Annotated in this window: 15 protein-coding genes; 6 read left to right on the plus strand and 9 right to left on the minus strand. The window is 67.5% G+C overall.

Going from position 1 to position 16649, the window contains the following annotated elements; translation table 11 throughout:
* Positions 1-10: 10 nt before the first annotated feature.
* The 3 genes from AB0G11_RS08640 (at position 11) to AB0G11_RS08650 (ending at position 2481) form a co-directional block, all read left to right on the plus strand.
* On the plus strand, positions 11-790 hold the full coding sequence (locus tag AB0G11_RS08640; RefSeq protein WP_357584786.1) for a DUF3883 domain-containing protein: 780 nt from the start codon (positions 11-13) through the stop codon (positions 788-790).
* 101 nt (positions 791-891) lie between these two features.
* The gene (locus AB0G11_RS08645; protein WP_357584788.1) at positions 892-1293 is read left to right on the plus strand and encodes a hypothetical protein; all 402 of its coding nucleotides are present in this window, start codon (positions 892-894) and stop codon (positions 1291-1293) included.
* A gap of 9 nt (positions 1294-1302) precedes the next feature.
* Positions 1303-2481, plus strand: coding sequence for a restriction endonuclease (locus tag AB0G11_RS08650; RefSeq protein ID WP_357584789.1), 1179 nt, complete (start codon positions 1303-1305; stop codon positions 2479-2481).
* A gap of 38 nt (positions 2482-2519) precedes the next feature.
* On the opposite strand, the gene AB0G11_RS08655 is transcribed toward AB0G11_RS08650, so the two are convergent.
* Positions 2520-3017 (minus strand): very short patch repair endonuclease, encoded by a 498-nt coding sequence (locus AB0G11_RS08655; protein WP_357584791.1) that lies wholly within the window; start codon positions 3015-3017, stop codon positions 2520-2522.
* A 95-nt stretch (positions 3018-3112) separates the two neighbouring features.
* Here AB0G11_RS08655 and dcm point away from each other — a divergent pair, with 95 nt between their 5' ends.
* Positions 3113-4513, plus strand: coding sequence for a DNA (cytosine-5-)-methyltransferase (dcm, locus tag AB0G11_RS08660; protein ID WP_357584793.1), 1401 nt, complete (start codon positions 3113-3115; stop codon positions 4511-4513).
* 367 nt (positions 4514-4880) lie between these two features.
* Here dcm and AB0G11_RS08665 read toward each other — a convergent pair whose 3' ends face one another.
* Together AB0G11_RS08665 and AB0G11_RS08670 are read right to left on the minus strand one after the other, a co-directional pair.
* Positions 4881-5528: a DUF6461 domain-containing protein gene (locus AB0G11_RS08665; protein WP_357584795.1), complete on the minus strand. Its 648-nt coding sequence runs from the start codon at positions 5526-5528 to the stop codon at positions 4881-4883.
* Positions 5529-5897: 369 nt separating this feature from the next.
* Positions 5898-6698 carry an SDR family NAD(P)-dependent oxidoreductase gene (locus AB0G11_RS08670; RefSeq protein WP_357584797.1) on the minus strand — a complete coding sequence of 267 codons (801 nt, stop codon included), beginning with the start codon at positions 6696-6698 and terminating at the stop codon, positions 5898-5900.
* Between the two features lie 375 nt (positions 6699-7073).
* On the opposite strand from AB0G11_RS08670, the gene AB0G11_RS08675 reads away from it, so the two are divergent.
* Both AB0G11_RS08675 and AB0G11_RS08680 read left to right on the plus strand, forming a co-directional pair.
* Positions 7074-7508, plus strand: coding sequence for a hypothetical protein (locus AB0G11_RS08675; RefSeq protein WP_357584798.1), 435 nt, complete (start codon positions 7074-7076; stop codon positions 7506-7508).
* A gap of 123 nt (positions 7509-7631) precedes the next feature.
* Positions 7632-8354 carry an STAS domain-containing protein gene (locus AB0G11_RS08680; protein WP_357584800.1) on the plus strand — a complete coding sequence of 241 codons (723 nt, stop codon included), beginning with the start codon at positions 7632-7634 and terminating at the stop codon, positions 8352-8354.
* A 399-nt stretch (positions 8355-8753) separates the two neighbouring features.
* Here the strand turns inward: AB0G11_RS08680 and AB0G11_RS08685 are convergent, their stop codons facing one another.
* From AB0G11_RS08685 to AB0G11_RS08710, 6 genes are all read right to left on the minus strand, one after another.
* A complete protein-coding gene (locus AB0G11_RS08685) occupies positions 8754-8957 on the minus strand; it encodes a hypothetical protein (protein WP_357584802.1) in 204 nt (67 codons plus the stop codon).
* 119 nt (positions 8958-9076) lie between these two features.
* Positions 9077-9517 carry a cupin domain-containing protein gene (locus AB0G11_RS08690; protein ID WP_357584804.1) on the minus strand — a complete coding sequence of 147 codons (441 nt, stop codon included), beginning with the start codon at positions 9515-9517 and terminating at the stop codon, positions 9077-9079.
* Between the two features lie 181 nt (positions 9518-9698).
* On the minus strand, positions 9699-10190 hold the full coding sequence (locus tag AB0G11_RS08695) for a hypothetical protein (RefSeq protein ID WP_219499346.1): 492 nt from the start codon (positions 10188-10190) through the stop codon (positions 9699-9701).
* 117 nt (positions 10191-10307) lie between these two features.
* Positions 10308-12566 (minus strand): NB-ARC domain-containing protein, encoded by a 2259-nt coding sequence (locus AB0G11_RS08700; RefSeq protein ID WP_357584806.1) that lies wholly within the window; start codon positions 12564-12566, stop codon positions 10308-10310.
* A gap of 251 nt (positions 12567-12817) precedes the next feature.
* On the minus strand, positions 12818-13585 hold the full coding sequence (locus AB0G11_RS08705) for an SDR family NAD(P)-dependent oxidoreductase (protein ID WP_219499334.1): 768 nt from the start codon (positions 13583-13585) through the stop codon (positions 12818-12820).
* Between the two features lie 221 nt (positions 13586-13806).
* Complete coding sequence (locus tag AB0G11_RS08710; RefSeq protein WP_357584807.1) at positions 13807-16608, minus strand: AAA family ATPase; 2802 nt, start codon at positions 16606-16608, stop codon at positions 13807-13809.
* Positions 16609-16649: the final 41 nt, after the last annotated feature.

Raw genomic sequence — 16649 nt, forward strand, 5'->3', positions numbered from 1 at the left:
GACTTCGGACGTGAAGCACACCCGCGCCCTGTTCGCTTCGCACAGCGCCTACTCCGACATCACACCCACGCAGTACGCGGGGGCGCTGGATTGGTTGCAGGCGTGCGGGCTCGTCACCGAGGAGGGGCGCGTCGCTGGACCACCTGGGCCGCGCTCGGTGATGGAGGCTGCGCTCCGGGATGCGCTATGGCTTCCTGACGCGGACCTCCTGGTTCCTGGCCTCGTGGAGCTTCCAGAAGACGCCCTGCGGGCTTCCCAGGTGCTCGGCCTGGAACCTGAGGATGCTCTTGCGGCGGTACGGCATGCGTGGGGGAAGGTGGATACCGAGACGCGTAGTCGCGTCGGGAGCGCGGGCGAACAAGCCCTTGTGGAGCTGCTGCGCGCCGCTACGGATGTGCCGGTCCATCATGTGGCCGCAATCTCCGACGGATACGGGTATGACATCGCGGTAGGAGACGTCCACATAGAGGTCAAGAGCACCACCCGGCGAGGACGCTTGACGATCTACTTGTCGCGAAACGAGTACGAGACGATGCGGCGCGATCCAGCCTGGGTCCTTACGCTCGTGCGGTTGGATCGAGAGCTTCGCCCTGTATCGGTCGCCACGGTCGACAACGGGTGGATTGAGACGGCGGTCCCCACGGATCGAAGTGAGCGCGGGCGATGGGAAGCGGCTCGCTTCGACGTACCCGGTGAAGCCATCCGGTCAGGTCTGCCGAGCGTTGGCCCTCTGCTGAGGGTTCAGGGGCACGGCCTGCTTAGCGACGCCACGGAAAGTCTCCCTTTATGACTCCTTGTGCACCCCGGTGAGCCGCAAGGTCGCTGCGATTCCAATGCTGCATGACATCACTCGAACGTTCACGACAGGACGAGACCCGGAGGATCACGGTCATGGCTGCGTGCCTGGCACTCCTCGTGATTCTCACCTGGCTCTACGAGCAAGCCGTAGATCCACACCCGGTTCTTCTGATCGCTGGCGGGGTCTGCGAACTTGCCCTCTTCTGTCTCGCGGTCAGGGCGATCATTTCCCTGATTCGCTGGGCCATCCGGAACTACGTCAGCTACCAGTTCCTCGCCCCGATCTCCGCGATCTCCAAAGAGGAGCTGACAGATCTGGCGCCTCGTGATCGTGAAGAGCGACGCAACCAGCGGGTTCAGACCATCGTGCAGTTCATCAGCGGGGTCGGGCTGATGCTCTCTCACACTCGGCAACGTGCCGCAATGAGCCAAGGGGGGACGTCGACCGATCGGCAGGAGGGCATCAACTACCGCAAATTCAGGCAATTTGGGTAGCCTCCATGCGTGGGAGAGAAAGATCACGTCGTACCCTTCACTGACTTGGCGCTAGCCGACCTTGTCCTGGACGCCGTCTATGAAGGCGGCAAGTCCGGCAACATCTCCGACGATGCCCTCTCTCACGTCCTGCCTGGGGTCGGCAACCAGGGCGGCTTCCGCTTCAACGGTTCCCCGCTCAAGCAGGACGTCCGTTTCGTCCTGCTCTTCACCACGGGGGCTGAGCCTGACTGGCCGGACACTCTCGACCCGCAGACCGGCCTGTTCACCTACTTCGGCGACAACCGGCACCCAGGCAAGGAGCTCCACGAGACAGCACGCAAGGGCAACGTCTTGCTCCGCGATATCTTCGAGTGGAGCCACTGCGCAAGCCGTACCAAGGTTCCGCCTATCTTCCTCTTCCAGAAGACGTCCGGGCGGGATGTCCGTTTCCGCGGTCTCCTCGCTCCTGGCGGCCCCGCACTGACTTCCGACGACGAACTCCAGGCGATCTGGCGTTCCACCAAGGGCGTCCGCTTCCAGAACTACCGAGCCAGGTTCACGGTTCTGGATGTTCCGAAGATCTCCCGCGCCTGGATAAACAACCTCGTCGCCGGAAATCCGCTGAGCCCGGACTGCCCGGAGCCCTGGCGAGAGTGGGTGGAGGCACGAACCTACCGGCCCCTCTTGGCTCCCTCCACCACGATCATCCGGAACAAGGCCGAACAGGAGCCCGACCAAGCCGGCAAGCAGATGGTCGCCGCCATTCACCAGCACTTCTCCAGCCGCCCGCATGACTTCGAAGCATGCGCGGTGGAGCTCTGGCGGATGATGGCGCCCTCGACCGGTGCATGCGACATCACCCAGCGCAGCCGCGACGGCGGCCGGGACGCGGTCGGCGAATACCTCCTCGGCCCCGCCGGCGACCGGGTTGCCGTCGAATTCGCTCTCGAAGCCAAGTGCTACGCCGCCGACAATTCGGTAGGGGTCAAAGAGGTCGCCCGGCTGGTCTCCCGCATCCGGCACCGCCAGTTTGGCGTGTTCGTCACGACCTCGCACTTCAACAGCCAGGTGTACCAGGAAGTCCGTGACGACTCGCATCCGATCATCATGATCTGCGGGCGTGACATTGCCGATACCCTTCGCAGTCATGGGTACGGCGATGCCCAAGCCGTACAAGCCTGGCTCGACCAGCACTTTCCGGCATGACTCGCAGGCGTCGTAACCGCTGGGGCTCTCCGGGATTGTCAGTAGGCCGCGCTAGTCTCGCTCATGTGTTCGGTTCTAGGTTTTACCGCTGCAACTACTGCCTCAACGGCCGTAGCCAGTGCCTCATGTTCCCAGAGCCGTACCACCTGCCAGCCGGCGGCTTCGAGCGCGGAGTTGACGCGCTGGTCCCGCTCCATGTTCCGGCGCAGCTTCGGCGTCCAGTACCACTCGTTGGTGGTCGGCTCCCTGCCGTGCTCGGGGCAGACATGCCAGAAACAGCCGTCCACGAAGACGGCGACCTTGCGCGCGGTGAACACGATGTCCGGCCGGACCTTCACCTCACCCAGGTCGAGCCGGAAGTCCTTGCGGTAGCGCAGTCCCATCCGGTGCAGCGCGCTGCGCAGTGCAACCTCAGGCTTGGTGTTCGAGCGCCGGTTCGCCTGCATGTTGCGCGATCGGCCCTCGTTCAGCGGCGCAGGGTAGAGCCCGCGTTCGTGGGCCTGCTTCCTGGCTTGATCCCTCTTGCTCTTTCCCACATTCATCCCATTGGGCGTACGGCTGGCGGTCTCCTCCGCGAAGATACAGCTGCCCCCACGTCTCTTGTCTCATCCGGACTACGAAAGGGGTCCTTGTGACCGAGAAGCACCCTCACGGCGTCGAGAGCGGCCCTGGTGATGGTGGACAGAGGCCGGGATCAGCCAAGGCGCAGCAGAAGGACATGCTTGAGGTCGTTGAGATCTGCGCGGGGGCCGGCGGGCAGTCGCTTGGGCTTGAACGCGCGGGGTTCCGCCATCGGCTTGCCGTGGAGCTCGACGAGCAGGCGGCGGAAACGCTGCGCCACAATCTCGTCAAGGTATTCGGCTATGCCGAGAATGAAGCCCGCGAAACTGTCAGGACGGGTGACGTCGCCGACATCCCTGGAGTCTGGAAGCCAGACGAGTTCGAGGGCGTGGACCTTCTCGCCGGAGGTGTGCCTTGCCCGCCTTTCAGTATCGCGGGCAAACAGCTTGGGGCTACCGATGAGCGCGACCTGTTCGCCTGGGCAGTAGAGCTGTGCGGCCAAATCAAGCCGAAGGCACTTTTGCTGGAAAACGTGAAGGGCCTTAGCGGGAGCCGCTTTACGGCCTATCGGCAGCGGGTCCTCGACCGGCTCAAGGACCATGGTTACATCGCGGAGTGGAAACTCCTGCAGGCGGATGATTATGGCGTTTCCCAGCTTCGGCCCCGGTTCGTCCTGGTTGCTCTCCGGCCTGAGTACGCGGAGTACTTCGAGTGGCCACAGCCGCATGCCGAGCGTCCTCCGATGGTGGGGGAGCTGCTCAAGGATCTGATGGCTCAAGGGGACTGGCCGGAAGAGAAACTGGAGGAGTGGGTCAAGGGAGCCAGCAAGATCGCTCCAACGATCGTCGGCGGTTCGAAGAAGCACGGCGGTGCTGACCTCGGCCCTAGCCGCGCGAAGGCGGCTTGGGAAGCAATGGGCGTTGATGCCAAGGGCGTGGCCAACGGGCCGCCTGGACCCGGTAACCCCCGAGTGGCGGGTGCGATCCATCCGATGCTGACTGTGGAAATGGTCGCTCGCATCCAGGGGTGGCACGGCCCGGACTTCGAGCAGTGGGAGTTCCTCGGCAAGAAGACCTCGAGGTACCGGCAAATCGGTAACGCGTTCCCGCCGCCAGTTGCCAAAGCACTGGGCGATGCGATCAGAAAGGCTCTGCGGCAGGAAGGTGAGCCTCGGACGCTAGTCGAGAACAGCGACGGCGTGCTGGATCCCGTGTACAAGATTCTGCTCGGCAGCGCTCGGGGACTCACGACGGAGCAGATTGTTGAGCGCCTCGCCAAAGAAAACGTCCGGATGGAACAGCCAGAAGTCGAGCGGCGCCTGAACCACATCGGGCACGACTTCGAGCTGATCACGACCGAGCAGGCCAACGGCGATCTCAGGTACAGGCTCGGCGAGTTCAAGGCTTTTGTCGGCCAGGCGAACCACCAACGTCACGACCTGTTCAGCCAGAACAGGCGCCTGATCAGCTGATCTGTGTGGTCCGGGTTGAAGGCCCCTGGATTGAAGTCCGTTCGCCGGATCTGGACGAAGAGGTCGTGGGTTCAAATCCCGCCACCCCGACAGTGTTGCCACAGGTAGAAGGCCGCTTCCGAAGATCGGAAGCGGCCTCTCTTGTCTTCTGAGTGACTACGCCCTCCTCTACCACTGAGAGGCTCCAAGGAGTTCCGCATCCCGCCCTCTGGCTCGCGAGCCATGACCTTCACGGGCGTGCCCAACTCCTCACGGATGTTGTCCAGTAAGCCGTAGTACGCCTGCACGTACAGGCCCTCCGCTCGGTCAGTATCAGTGAGAGCGGGCTCCCCAGCAGCATGGGCCTCGTAGAAGGACCACGTTCCGCTCACCTCCGGCTGGGAATGCCTCCGCACAGGTAGGTGGACTCCTCCAGCAGTTGCGGTGTCAGCGTGATCCCGGTGAGACTCTCGGCCAAGAGGAACGCCGGCCCTTCGTGGGGGTAGGTGTGCGGTGGAAAGACGGAGTCGATCCGATGCATGGTCTCCGCGAGTTCGTCCGGCATCTTCTCTGAGTAGCGTTCCGGGTATGGAAACTCAAGCTGGATGTTCCCGTCTTTGATCCAGTGGGAGTAGCCGTCCTGGTTCATGTACTCGAACCGGATTTTTCCGTCTTCGATCCAGTAGAAGTAGTCCATGCACTTGATGTCGAGGTAGTACTGGGAGACGAGGCGGGTCCTCGCCGACAGCGGCAGGATGATCTCCTCGGTGACGCCGAGCGAGCCGAGGGGCTCGACGAGGAGTACCCAGTCTTCGATGGCGACGGCACCGAAGAACATGTTCTTCCCGTCGTAACGGGAGTAGGCGACCCCGGCCAGTTCCTCGAGCGTCATGGGCGTGAACTCCCCTAACCGGCCACCGAGCCGGGTCGCCACTTCCTCGAGCGCCAAGCCGCGGACATAGGTGAAGCAGTAGCCGTCCCCCATGGCAGAGCTCACATCGGAGAACCGGGTGTTGTCGTCAGGAGTAGCGATCATGTCGTCATGCTCGCAGCACCTACCGACACAATGAGCATCGTCAACTCTGGCGGGAAAGACATGTCACGCTGGCGCGAGAATTGGCAGCTGCGGGCAAAGACTATGGGGTCTCCCTCGCGTCGCTTCTAGTAGCGTGCTTGGCACCTTGCTCGTTGCAGACATGAAGCGTGATGCTCCGCCTTCGGTTTCCTTCGGTGGGTGACATCGATTTTTGGCTAGAACGCCCAGGGAAACGACTCCACTGAACGTGACGGCGTACAGGGTGCGGACCTGGCGCCGATCTTCCCGCGTAGGGCCGACGTCCAGAGGATGGCATCGTCGGCAGGCGCAGTCTGGCTGGTCGGGGCCCCGCTCGATGCCGCACCGACATCACTCGTCTTCCGGCGGCCGGTGACCGTTCTGTCGGGGTAGATCGTGGTCGGATGCGGTGCTGAGCGAGACCGGGCGCCACAGGTCGAGCTCCTGAGCCACGTGCTCGAGTTTGGCCTCGACGTGAGCAACGGCGTCGGCACCGAGCTGCAGCCGCAACGGAGGATCGTCGACGGTCAGGAGGTCGAGGATCGCGACAGCCGCCTTGCGTGGATCTCCAGGCAAGAGTGAGCCGCGATCAAAGGCCGGCGGGAGGGTGGCGAAACGGCCGAGTTCGACGACGGTCACGCAGACGCCGAACTCCTCCAGTTCAGCGCGGAGGGTCTCGCACAGCGCCTCGACGGCCGCCATGGAGGCGCCATACAGACCCGAACCGGCCGGGGCCGAGAAGCCGGCAGCCGAGCCTACGACGATGATCCGGCCGGCCTGCTGCGCGCTCAGTACCGGCAGCACGGCGCGGGCCATGGCGAGCATACCGACGACGTTGATGTCGAACAGGGCCCGAGCCTGCGCGTCGGTCGTCTCCCGCAGGGGGGCGCGGACGGTCCTGGCCACATCGTGGACGAGCACGTCGATCCGGCCGAAGCGGCGCATCGACTGCTCGACCGCCGCCGTCGGCGCCTGCGGCCGCATCAGATCCAGCTCCAGGGGGAGCACTTCACCACCCATCCCGGCGAAGGCTTCCGTAACCGCCGCCAGGTCACGGTCAGTGGCAACCACCCGGTGTCCTCGCCGCAGCGCTTCGCGGGCTACGCGGTGCCCGATGCCTCGTACCGCGCCCGTGATGAACCAGACAGCCATGCATATCCACCCGATGTCGGCCTCCCCCAGCAGGAGGCGGTGAAGACACCGTGCCGGTAAAAGCAACAGGGCACATCGCACGAATGTACGAGGACCGTCAGGTGCGCCGCGTCCAGCCAGTGGCCTGTCACCGATCGCTGGACGGGTCATTGATCTCGGGCGGTGAACCCACGGCCCACGCCAAGTGCGGGGGAGAGCCCTCTTGACCTGGACGATGGCGGTCCTGTCTCGATCCCGCTGTCACGGATCCGGGGGGCGCCCGGTCTACGTGGGCGAGGCAACCCGAAAAGCCCGCCTTCCCGAAGGCCTGCGCGGACAACGCGCACGGAGCCTGCAAGGTCCGAACGAAAATCACGATGAAGCGGTGACTTCCCCATGAACGACAACATCCTTGAGCCTGCGGCGCAGGAACTCGCCGAAGCGACCTCCAAGCCTCACCCGGCGCCCCCGGGGCCGGCTGGCGCGCCGACGGCGACCATCCGGCACCCTTCGCGCCTGCCACCCCGCGCGCTTCCCACCTCATTCGTCGGTGAGGCGAACCTGTCTACGCAAGCCTTTGGTGGAGGGATGAGCTGCCCCACCGATGAAAGTGATTTCCTGCACGAGCTCAAGGTCGTGGTCGCGATCGAACTGCACACGGCCGACCTGTGCCACTCGCAGCACCCCCGCGATCTGCCGGTCACCGAGTGGCTGGTCGATCCCACCGAGACCGAGCGCGAGCAGGTGGGGCTGCGCGGCATTCTGGCCGCGATCACGGAGCTGGAAAACGGCTCCCTGTTGCGGCCCGCCACCGAAGACGGGCGCATGTGACCGCCACGAACCTGTCGATCCGCCACAGAAAGCTGCAACTGTGACCGACCACGAACACCCCTTGAACGTGAAGCGCGAAGCCGACGGACTGGACGTCGACCGGACCAGGACCCGGGGGCGGCGATGACCGACGACGACGCTGCGGCGTTCATGGCGGCCAGGACCGCGCCTCATCAGCCCTCGATCCAGCCGCGCTCCGTGGACGGGGCGGTCGACGACGTGCCCACCGACGCAACCGCGTACGTTCACCGGCATCAGAACACGCTGGTCATCGCCTCGGGATTCCTTCCGCGACTCGACGCGTCCGGCAAGCGCCGGCCGGTCGGTTCGGCGGAGCCTGCGTCTGGAACAGGATCTTCCATGCCCCCTGAGGCCGGCGTTTCCGGATCTACACCGCTCCCGGCACACCAGCGACAGGCGCCGGCACGACGGGTTCATGGTGAGCGTACGGTCTCCTCTCTGCGGCCCGACCTTTCGGCCGTAACCGAGAGAGCTGCCACCACGTCGCTGACGCTGAGGCATCGGCACCTTCCCGGGACGAGCGTGATCGCGGTTGGCGGTGAGATCGATCTCGCCAACAGCGGCCAACTGGCCTGCTACGTCAAGAGGGTCCGCCGGCCCGGCGACCACGTGGTCTTCGACCTGACCGAGGTGTCCTTCCTGGACTGCTCAGGCCTGCGGGTGCTGATATCCAGCCACCGCCAGGCCACCGCCGACAACGCGGGCGTACGGCTGGCCGGGGTTCGTGGCGTCCCCGCCCGGCTGCTCCAACTCGTCCGGCTACAAGCGCTTCTGCCGGTTCACAGCACGGTCGAGCAGGCCCTCGCCACCATCCTGACCACCTGAAACACCCCGGCCATGCCGACCCATCGTTCGAGGTAGATCATGGCTGTTCATCAGTTCCATCAGCGCCGAGAGGCCCGATCCCCTCTGCCAGACCTGTCCCGTACGAGCGTCCTTCCTCGACTGGACCCTGCGCACCCCCCGCCACGGGGCTGACAGCCCCGGATGCATGGTGAATGGCGGCAGCCGGTGGCGGGAACCGCGTTTCCAGTCATCCGGCCGCGTGAGGTGATGACCAACCCGCGGACGCGCTACCTCAGGAGCGGACCGGGTGAGCGGATGCTGGTGCCCGATGACGACGCCACCCTGGGCAAGATCCGCCGCCGCGACCGGATCGGGCAGACCATACCGGGCGTACATGCTGAAGGCGGGAACCGACCCCGGTTCCCGCCCTCTCCTTGTTCAACGTGCGGTGGTGAACAGGAACGCGCAGTCCTCTACAGCCTCCATGCGGTGGCGGCGTTCCGGCATGACCAGCAGGTCGCCGGGCAGCGCGTCCCATGAGTCAGGCCCGGCGACAAGCCGCACCCGCCCGCGCAGCACGTGCACCGTGACCTCGCCGGGATGCTCGCTCTCGTGAATGTGCTCGCCCTGCCGCAACGCCATGACGGTCTGCCGCAGCGAACGATCGTGTCCACCGTGGACAGTGGTGGCACTGCGACCCCTGTTCGCCTCGCGAGCGTGCGTGAGCAGCTGGTGGACGAGTGCGGTCAGCGACACCTTGGTCATGACTGCGGTGCGCGACGGTCTCGCCGAGCTTCCAACTCCTCGGAGCTGACCGGCGTCAGCATCGGCTGCCCAGGCGCGCAGAACATCGTCACCACGAACGCCGACTCCTCATCAGCCAGGTGGTTGCCGTCCTGGTAATGAATCACGTCCCCACCTGGCTCCCAGAACGCCTCACCGGCCCGGACAACCCGCACAGGTTCGCCTTCGAGCTCGAAATTGATGGCTCCCTTGATCACGTACCCATAGGCGGGCCCGGAGTGCCGGTGAGGCGGCGCGCCGGGGCTGTTCGGCGGCAGTGTGACCAGGATCGTCATCGCCTCGGCGCCCTCCGGCGCGGGCGGCGCTCCCGCTACGGTGGCGACCACGTCGATCTTCGGTGGCGGCCCGCTCGTGTCGGGGCTCTCAAGGTGGTGAGCGTGAGCGTGATCGATGCTCATCAGGCGTCCCTTCGCGAAACCGTGGCCGGCTCGTTCCGGCCGATCAGTAGCTCAGACCAGACAGCGGCCCCGATATGTGACACCGTCGTGAACAGCGCTCCTGCTGGGGCGCCTCAGCGCCCAGCTCGCTTGACGCCGATGCCCGGCCCCAGGTCGGCGGATGGCGCGGACTGTCGTCGCGTCACAGCGCCAGCGCCGCCATGAAGGTCATGTCGGCCGCCATTCCGGCCGAGCACACGTCCTGGTCGAGCCTCTTTCGCTCCGCTCCCCGCACCGGCAGGACGCGGATGAGCCGAGCGCAGGTCCAGGTCAGGCCGATGACCAGGGCCACCGTGGCCGTCGACCCTCCTCCATGCGCGTGCCCGGACGAAGCGCCGGTGAGAGCAGGCCCGCCGGACGCCGTCAGCACCATGAGGATCGGCATGAACACGAAGTCCTGGATGTGATGACCGGTCTCCGCGCGGCGTATGGGGGAGCCGCAGAGCCAGCCGGCGGTCAGCAGCGCGAGCACCGCGGCGCAGAGGAACCAGCCACCAAGATGCCCGGCCGCCATGCCGAGCGCCATCACGATGTACGGCCACCTTCTCGCGGAACGTACGGAGGGCAGCAGGATCGGGGCGAGTGCCACGGCGCATCCGGCCAGAACGCCCACCGTGTGGAGGAGGGCATGCATTACACCGTCTCCGCTTCCGCCCGCCGGAGACGCGTGGAGGACGCGCTCCTCGCCGTTGTTGCGATCACGCCCTTTGACCGGACGACCCGGCGAGTTGTGACAGAAAGGCGGAGGAGGTTAGTTTTCGCCTGTCTCCTCAAGTTTCTTGACCACATCAGCCGCCTGCGCGTCGTCGCCGTCCTCCTCGAACAGCCGTGCCGCCTCCGCCAATGCCTGGCGGGCCTCCTCGACCCGGCCCAACTCCCGCAGCGCGATGCCCAGGCCGCGATGGGTGTAGGCCAGGGCAGGGGGAATGGAGTGGCTGTTAAGCACGGGCACCGCCTGATGGAAGGCGTCGACCGCCTCCGTCCAGCGTTCGAGCGCGACGTAGGTGAGGCCGAGATGGCTCAAGGCGGCTCCGAGACTGTAGGCGACGATGGCCGGGGAACCGCCGTACGAGGGGTCACGCAACGCGGCCACCAGCGCCAGACTGCGCCGCAGGGCCTCCTGCGTCTGGCCCGCTCGCCGCAGGTTGAGAATGTGGGTCATCCTGGCCTGGGGGTAGCCCTCCAGGTCCGCCGCCCGCAGGAGGAGGTCGGCCGCTCGCCGGCTGTAGTCCACCTCGCGCTCGAGTTTCGCCGGATCGCCGTAGTCAGGCCAGCCGGCGTAGAACAGCGCCCACCCTTGCTGGCGCAGGTCACCGACCTCGCCGGCCAGCTCGAACGCCCGCAACGCCGTCCTCTCCGACTCCTCCATCCGGCCTTCGCACACGGACAGGGCCCAGGACAGATAGTTGAGATGCACCGCCTCCTGCAGCCGGTCCCCCATCGCCCGTGCCGCACCGGAGGACAGCTCGAACACCTCGCGCCAGTGCCCCCATCTCCTCACCTGGTCCGAGAACCAGTGCATGGACTCGGCCACCTCGACCACCGTCCCGTGCTCGTGACGCCGGGCCGCCGAGCGCAGTGCCTCCAGCCAGGCCACGCCCTCCGCCTGCAGCCACTCGCCCGCCGCCTCCCGGCTGTCGAGCGTGACGGCGGAACGCCATTCGGGCGGCGGCGCCCCGTACCCGGGCTCGAACCAGCGCCCGGCGACCACCGCGACCTCCAGCAGCCAGGTCTCCATCCTCCACCGCGCCGCTTCCCGCGCCTCGACCGGATCCTCCTGCTCCAATTGGGCACGGGCGTACAAGCGGACCAGGTCGTGGTAGACGTAGCGGCCGGCGTACGGCGAGGTGAGCAGCCCCAGCTCAACCAGCTCTTCCAGCGCGTCCTCGGCCTCGAACGGGTCCGCCTGCAGCACGATCGCGGCCAACGGTATGCCGAAGTCCGATCCGGCCGCCAGCGCCAGACGCCGGAACGCGATCCTCGCCAGCCCGGACACTTGCTGATATGACAACGTGAACGCAGCGGTGACCGCCAGATCACCTACCGCCAGGGCCTCCAGTCGGCGTCCCTCGTCCTCCAGACGTCCGGCAAGCTGGCCGATCGTCCACCCCGGCCGGCTCTGCAACCGGTTCCCGGCGATCCGTACCGCCAGCGGCAGATTCCCGCACAGCCGGGCCAACTCGGCTGCGCTGTCCGGGTCCGCCTCGATCCGCTGCTTCCCCACGATGGATTCCAGCAGCCCGGCCGCCTCCTCGTTGGAAAGCTCGCTCAACGGGACCTGCCGCACTCCCGCCAGCCCGGTCAGCGAGCGCCGGCTGGTGATGATCGTCATCCCCGGTCCGGACGCCGGCAGCAACGGCTGCACCTGCACCTCATCGGCGGCGTTGTCCAGCACGATCAGACATCGGCGATCGATCAGCAGCTCCCTGTACAGCCTGGCCCGCTCCTCGTCATCACCCGGAATCCGCTGCTCGGCCACACCCAACGCCTTCAACAGCCGCGACAGCACTGCGCCGGGGGCCTGCGGAGCGCTGTCCATGCCCCGCAGGTCCACGTAGAAGCGGCCGTCCGAGAACAGCTCGGCCAGGTGCCGGGCGGCGTGCACGGCCAAGGCCGTCTTCCCGATTCCTGCGGTGCCGGAGATGGTGGCCACCACCGCGGCTTCCCCGGTCCCGGCCTGCTCGGCCAGGTGCCGCAGCAGCTCCAGCTCCCGCGCCCGGCCGGTGAAATCCCCCGCTTCACGCGGCAGCTCGCACGCGCCGGCCACCGGGCCGCTCGGTCGCGGCCGGCCCGCCCGCGCGGCCTCGATCAGCTCCACCCGCCGGGCGTCATCCAGCTGCAACGCTTCGGCCAACGCTCCCACCGTGCGCTTCTGCGGACCGCGGCTGACACCGCGCTCCATGTCGCCGATGGCCCGCACGCTCACACCGGACGCGTGCGACAGTTCCTCGATCGTCAACTGCGCGGCTTGCCGCAGGCTCCGCAGAAGCAGGCCGAACGAGCTGCTCATCCATCCTCCTTGAAACGGCCCGATCCCCGGGCCATCGAACGGCATGATCCAAACAACTCAGCGCCGAGTGAGCCGCCGGCTGCGCCCGTGTCCTGCCGAGGGAGCCACGGACACCTTTGTCGCCCGTCCGCCATCGAGGTGGAGTCCGTCGGCACATGCGCATCCGGCCACGGACGAAGGATCGGACTCCACTTCGCCGTGCCGGCCGGACAGGCCGTGGCGGCGGGCTCGGCGGACCTGCATCGGCGCGGCTACCAGGTCTGATCGCCGGCTCGGACCAGCATCCCGTTGACGGCGACCCGCCGCGCCCGCGTGACGATATAGCTGATCGCATCCGCGACGTCATCCGGGCGCAACCCTTCAACGCCGTCGATCGGGCGCCGAGCCGCACCCCGGGCGGAGTCCCCGAGACGGTTCTCCTGTCCGTCGTCCACCGCGCCCGGCTCCACCACGCTGACCCGGACCCGTTCGCCGAGCAGCTCCTGGCGAAGCGATTCGGTGAACGCGTTCAGGCCCGACTTGGTCAGGCCATAGACACTGCTTCCCGGACGGGCGACCCGCTCGGCCGCCGAGCCGACGTTCACCAGATCCGCCACCTGCCGGGGGGACGTCGTCGCCGCGTAGATCAGGTGCGGAAGAGCGGCGTGCGTGACGTGGGCCAGACCCGCCACGTTGAGCGAGATCATCTGATCCCACTCCTCGATGGTGGCGTGCAGCGCTGAGCCGAGCAGCCTGATCTCGGCGTTGTTGACCAGAATGTCCAGGCGCCCGAACCGATCCAGCGCGTCCTGCACCATGTCGTCGGCGCGGTCAGCTTCGGTGATATCGGCCTCCAGCGCGACCGCCTCTCCTCCCTGCCGTGCGATGTCGCTCGCGACCCGCACCACACGGTCGCGCCGGTGGGCGACCAGGGTGACGGCCGCACCGTCACCTGCGAGGCGGCGCGCGGTCGCGGCACCGATTCCGCTGCCGGCGCCCGTGACGAGCGCGACGGCTCCGGCCAACGGCCGATCGTGCATGACTGCCTCATTCCCTCGTCGAGGGCGACACGGAAGCCGCCGTTCCGCCCCGCTCCTCCCGTGCTCGGACGACACGCCGATGCTCGCGTGGCCGGGTTGCGTGTCGCACCACGGAAAGTCACTGGTCTGACGAGACCAGGGTGTCGTGGACGCGTAGCATGCGCGTGCGCACCCGGGCGGCGGGGCGGGCTACGGCGCCGGGAGGCTCCTGCCCAGCGGCTTCACCGTGTGCCGGCTTCGTACGCGCCGCTGGACAGCGCGTCGCCGACCTGCCTTCGGGAGGTGATCTCGAGTTTGGCGAAGACCTTGCGGAGGTGCCATTCGACCGTACGCGGGCTCAGGAAGAGACGGGCCGCGACCTCCGGGTTGGACAGGCCGTCCCGCACCAGCAGGGCGATCTGCCTCTCCTGCGCGGTCAGCTCCGCGCTCTCCGGATCCTCGGTCCCCCGCTTGCGGCGGATGTTCTCCCCTGTGGCTTGAAGCTCGCGACGGGCACGCTCGGCGAAGGCGTGCATGCCGATCGACACGAACATCTCGTACGCGGTCCGCAGGTGAACGCGCGCCTCGGCCCCCTGACGGTTCCGGCGCAACCACTCGCCGTACAGGAGGTGGGCGCGTGCGAATTCAGGACGCAGAGTCGTGCGGCCCAGCCGCTCGATCGCCTCCCGATAAAGATCGTCCGCGGTGTCGTCGTCGGTCAGCAGCGCCCGGCAGCGCGCCAGGATTCCCTGGGCCCAGTCGGTGTCGCACGGTTCCGCCGCGTCCGCCAGCCCTTCGAGCGCCCCGCGGGCGGCCGTGGAATCCCCGACGCGCGCCGCCGCCTCGACGAGCTCGGGCAGCGCCCACTGGGAGACGATCACGTTGGCGCTCTGGGTGGTGGCCTGGGCCGCCGGCAGCGCCAGCCCGTGGCGGGCCAGGCCGTTGTAGAGGACCGCGGCCGCCCACTGGGCCGACGCGACACCGTTCAACTGGCCGCCGGCGCCGGCCTCCTCGATCGTGGCCTCGATCAGCGGCGCGGCCTCGATCTCCTTGCCCCGCATCGCCACCAGCAGGAGCTGGGTGTGCTGCGTCATCGGCACGCCCGTCGCTTCTGCGACGGCTTCGGATTCGGCGACGAGCGCCGCCGCGGCGGCGAAGTCGCCTCTCAGCGAGCGCGGTACCCCCAACGAGTGGAGATAGAGGGGAAGCTCGGACAGGGCCCCGGCCGCGCGCACCGCCTCGAGCGCCCTGGTGGGGACGTCGGGCATGATCCGGTCCTCCCACAGGAGAGCGCTCACGCCGCAGGCCGCCCAGCCCCATTTCAGCAGGTCCTGCACGGGGTGGTCGGCGATCGCCGTCTTCGCTCGTTGCAACGTGGGCAGCGCGGCCCTCCGGCCGTCGGTGATGAGCAGTGCGTAACCCTCGAGGACAAGGTCGAGGGCGCGCGGGCGACCTCCGGGAGAGGGCAGTTCCCTCATCGCCTGCGAGATGGCCAGGAGGCTGTCCCGGTTGGCGGCGCCGAACGACGCCGAAGCCCAGGCGATGAAGTACGTCTCCCGCGCCAGGTCCATGGCGATGGGCTCCAGCCGCCGCGCGGCCTCCAGCAACATCACCGGCGCCTCGTTGTCGAAGCCGGCCGCGAACGTGATGTGACCGCGTGTCAGCAGGGCTCGCACGCGCTGGAACTCGCTCTGCGCATCCTGGTCGGCGCGGTCGGCGAACTCGCGGGCGGTAGCGATGTCCCCGGCCGAAAGGCTGGCTGCCGCGGCCATCAGGGCCCGTTCGGCGCGCCGCGAGGTGTCGACGGTCAGTGCCATGGAGCGCTGCAGAAAGGCGGCCGCGGCGGCCGGCCCACCGCGTGCCTGTGCCCGGCCGGCGGAGCGTTCGAGCTCGCCGGCGACGTTCTCGTCGGGCTCGGTCGTCGCGGCGGCGAGGTGCCAGGCGCGGCGGTCGGGGTCTGCGTGGGCGTCCGTGACCTCTGCCAGCGCGAGGTGCGCCGCCTGACGGTCCACCGGCTTCGCCGACCTGTACACGGCCGATCGCACGAGAGGATGACGGAAGGTCACCCGTACGTCGAACGACAGCAGCCCGTCCGTCCCGCTCGCCAGGGCCGTCGCCGGTTCGACGCCGAGCCGTTCGGCGGCACGCCACACCAGCGACGGATCGCCGACAGGCTCGGCGGCGGCGACCACGAGAAGCAGCCGGGTCTGTTCGGGCAGACCTGCGATCCGGTCGAGGAAGCTCTGCTCGATCCGGCTGGGCAGCGTGTCGACGTCCACGAGGCCGAATCCGCCCGCCGCCTGGGTCATGGTCAGCTCGCGCGGCAGCTCCAGGAGGGCAAGTGGATTGCCCCGGGTCTCGGCCACGAACCGATCACGGATGTGCCGATCGAGCCGGCCGGGCGCCACCGAGTTCAGCAGAGCGTGTGCGTCGGCGGTTTTCAGCCCGGTGACCTCCATCTCCGGGAGTCCGAGCAGGTCCTGAGGCCGCCGGCGCGAGCCGAAGACGAGGGCGACCGACTCCGCCAGCAGCCGCCGGCTGACGAAGCCGAGGACCTGCGCCGAGGCCCGGTCCATCCATTGGGCGTCGTCCACCACGCAGAGCAGCGGAGCGCTCTGGGAGATCTCCGACAGCAGACTCAGTACGGCCAGGCCGACCAGGAAGCGTTCGGGCGGGCTCCCCCGGCGCATGCCGAACACCGTTTCCAGCGCATGGCGCTGTGGTGTGGGAAGGCTGTCCAGCCGGTCCAGCAGCGGGGCGCACAGCTGGTGGAGAGTGGCGAAGGCCAGCTCCATCTCGGACTCGACACCGGCCGCGTGCAGCACCCGCATGCCGATCGCCGCGTGCTCCACGTACGCCAGCAGCGCCGACTTTCCCACCCCTGGCACGCCGTGCACCATGAGCACGCGGCTCTCACCTGCACGGACGGCCGTGATCAGCTCATCGAGGACGGCACATTCCGTCCCCCGCCCGAGCAGCCCCGCGCTCCACCTGCGTTGACCCACGATGCCCCTGCCTTTTGCCCTGATCGCACGGATCTGCATACACCCGGGACCCGTGCCGGGCCAAGTTTCTCGATGTCGGG

Origin of the sequence: Nonomuraea sp. NPDC023979, assembly GCF_040639085.1 — a bacterium.
In the GTDB taxonomy this organism is placed as follows: domain Bacteria; phylum Actinomycetota; class Actinomycetes; order Streptosporangiales; family Streptosporangiaceae; genus Nonomuraea; species Nonomuraea ceibae.

Coding starts and splice junctions, on each gene's coding strand:
- AB0G11_RS08700 (WP_357584806.1), bottom strand. CDS start 12,566: ATGAGCAGCTCGTTCGGCCTGCTTCTGCGGAGCCTGCGGCAAGCCGCG.
- AB0G11_RS08695 (WP_219499346.1), bottom strand. CDS start 10,190: ATGCATGCCCTCCTCCACACGGTGGGCGTTCTGGCCGGATGCGCCGTG.
- AB0G11_RS08665 (WP_357584795.1), bottom strand. CDS start 5,528: ATGATCGCTACTCCTGACGACAACACCCGGTTCTCCGATGTGAGCTCT.
- AB0G11_RS08710 (WP_357584807.1), bottom strand. CDS start 16,608: ATGCAGATCCGTGCGATCAGGGCAAAAGGCAGGGGCATCGTGGGTCAA.
- AB0G11_RS08685 (WP_357584802.1), bottom strand. CDS start 8,957: ATGGCGTTGCGGCAGGGCGAGCACATTCACGAGAGCGAGCATCCCGGC.
- AB0G11_RS08675 (WP_357584798.1), top strand. CDS start 7,074: ATGAACGACAACATCCTTGAGCCTGCGGCGCAGGAACTCGCCGAAGCG.
- AB0G11_RS08690 (WP_357584804.1), bottom strand. CDS start 9,517: ATGAGCATCGATCACGCTCACGCTCACCACCTTGAGAGCCCCGACACG.
- AB0G11_RS08705 (WP_219499334.1), bottom strand. CDS start 13,585: ATGCACGATCGGCCGTTGGCCGGAGCCGTCGCGCTCGTCACGGGCGCC.
- AB0G11_RS08645 (WP_357584788.1), top strand. CDS start 892: ATGGCTGCGTGCCTGGCACTCCTCGTGATTCTCACCTGGCTCTACGAG.
- AB0G11_RS08680 (WP_357584800.1), top strand. CDS start 7,632: ATGACCGACGACGACGCTGCGGCGTTCATGGCGGCCAGGACCGCGCCT.
- AB0G11_RS08670 (WP_357584797.1), bottom strand. CDS start 6,698: ATGGCTGTCTGGTTCATCACGGGCGCGGTACGAGGCATCGGGCACCGC.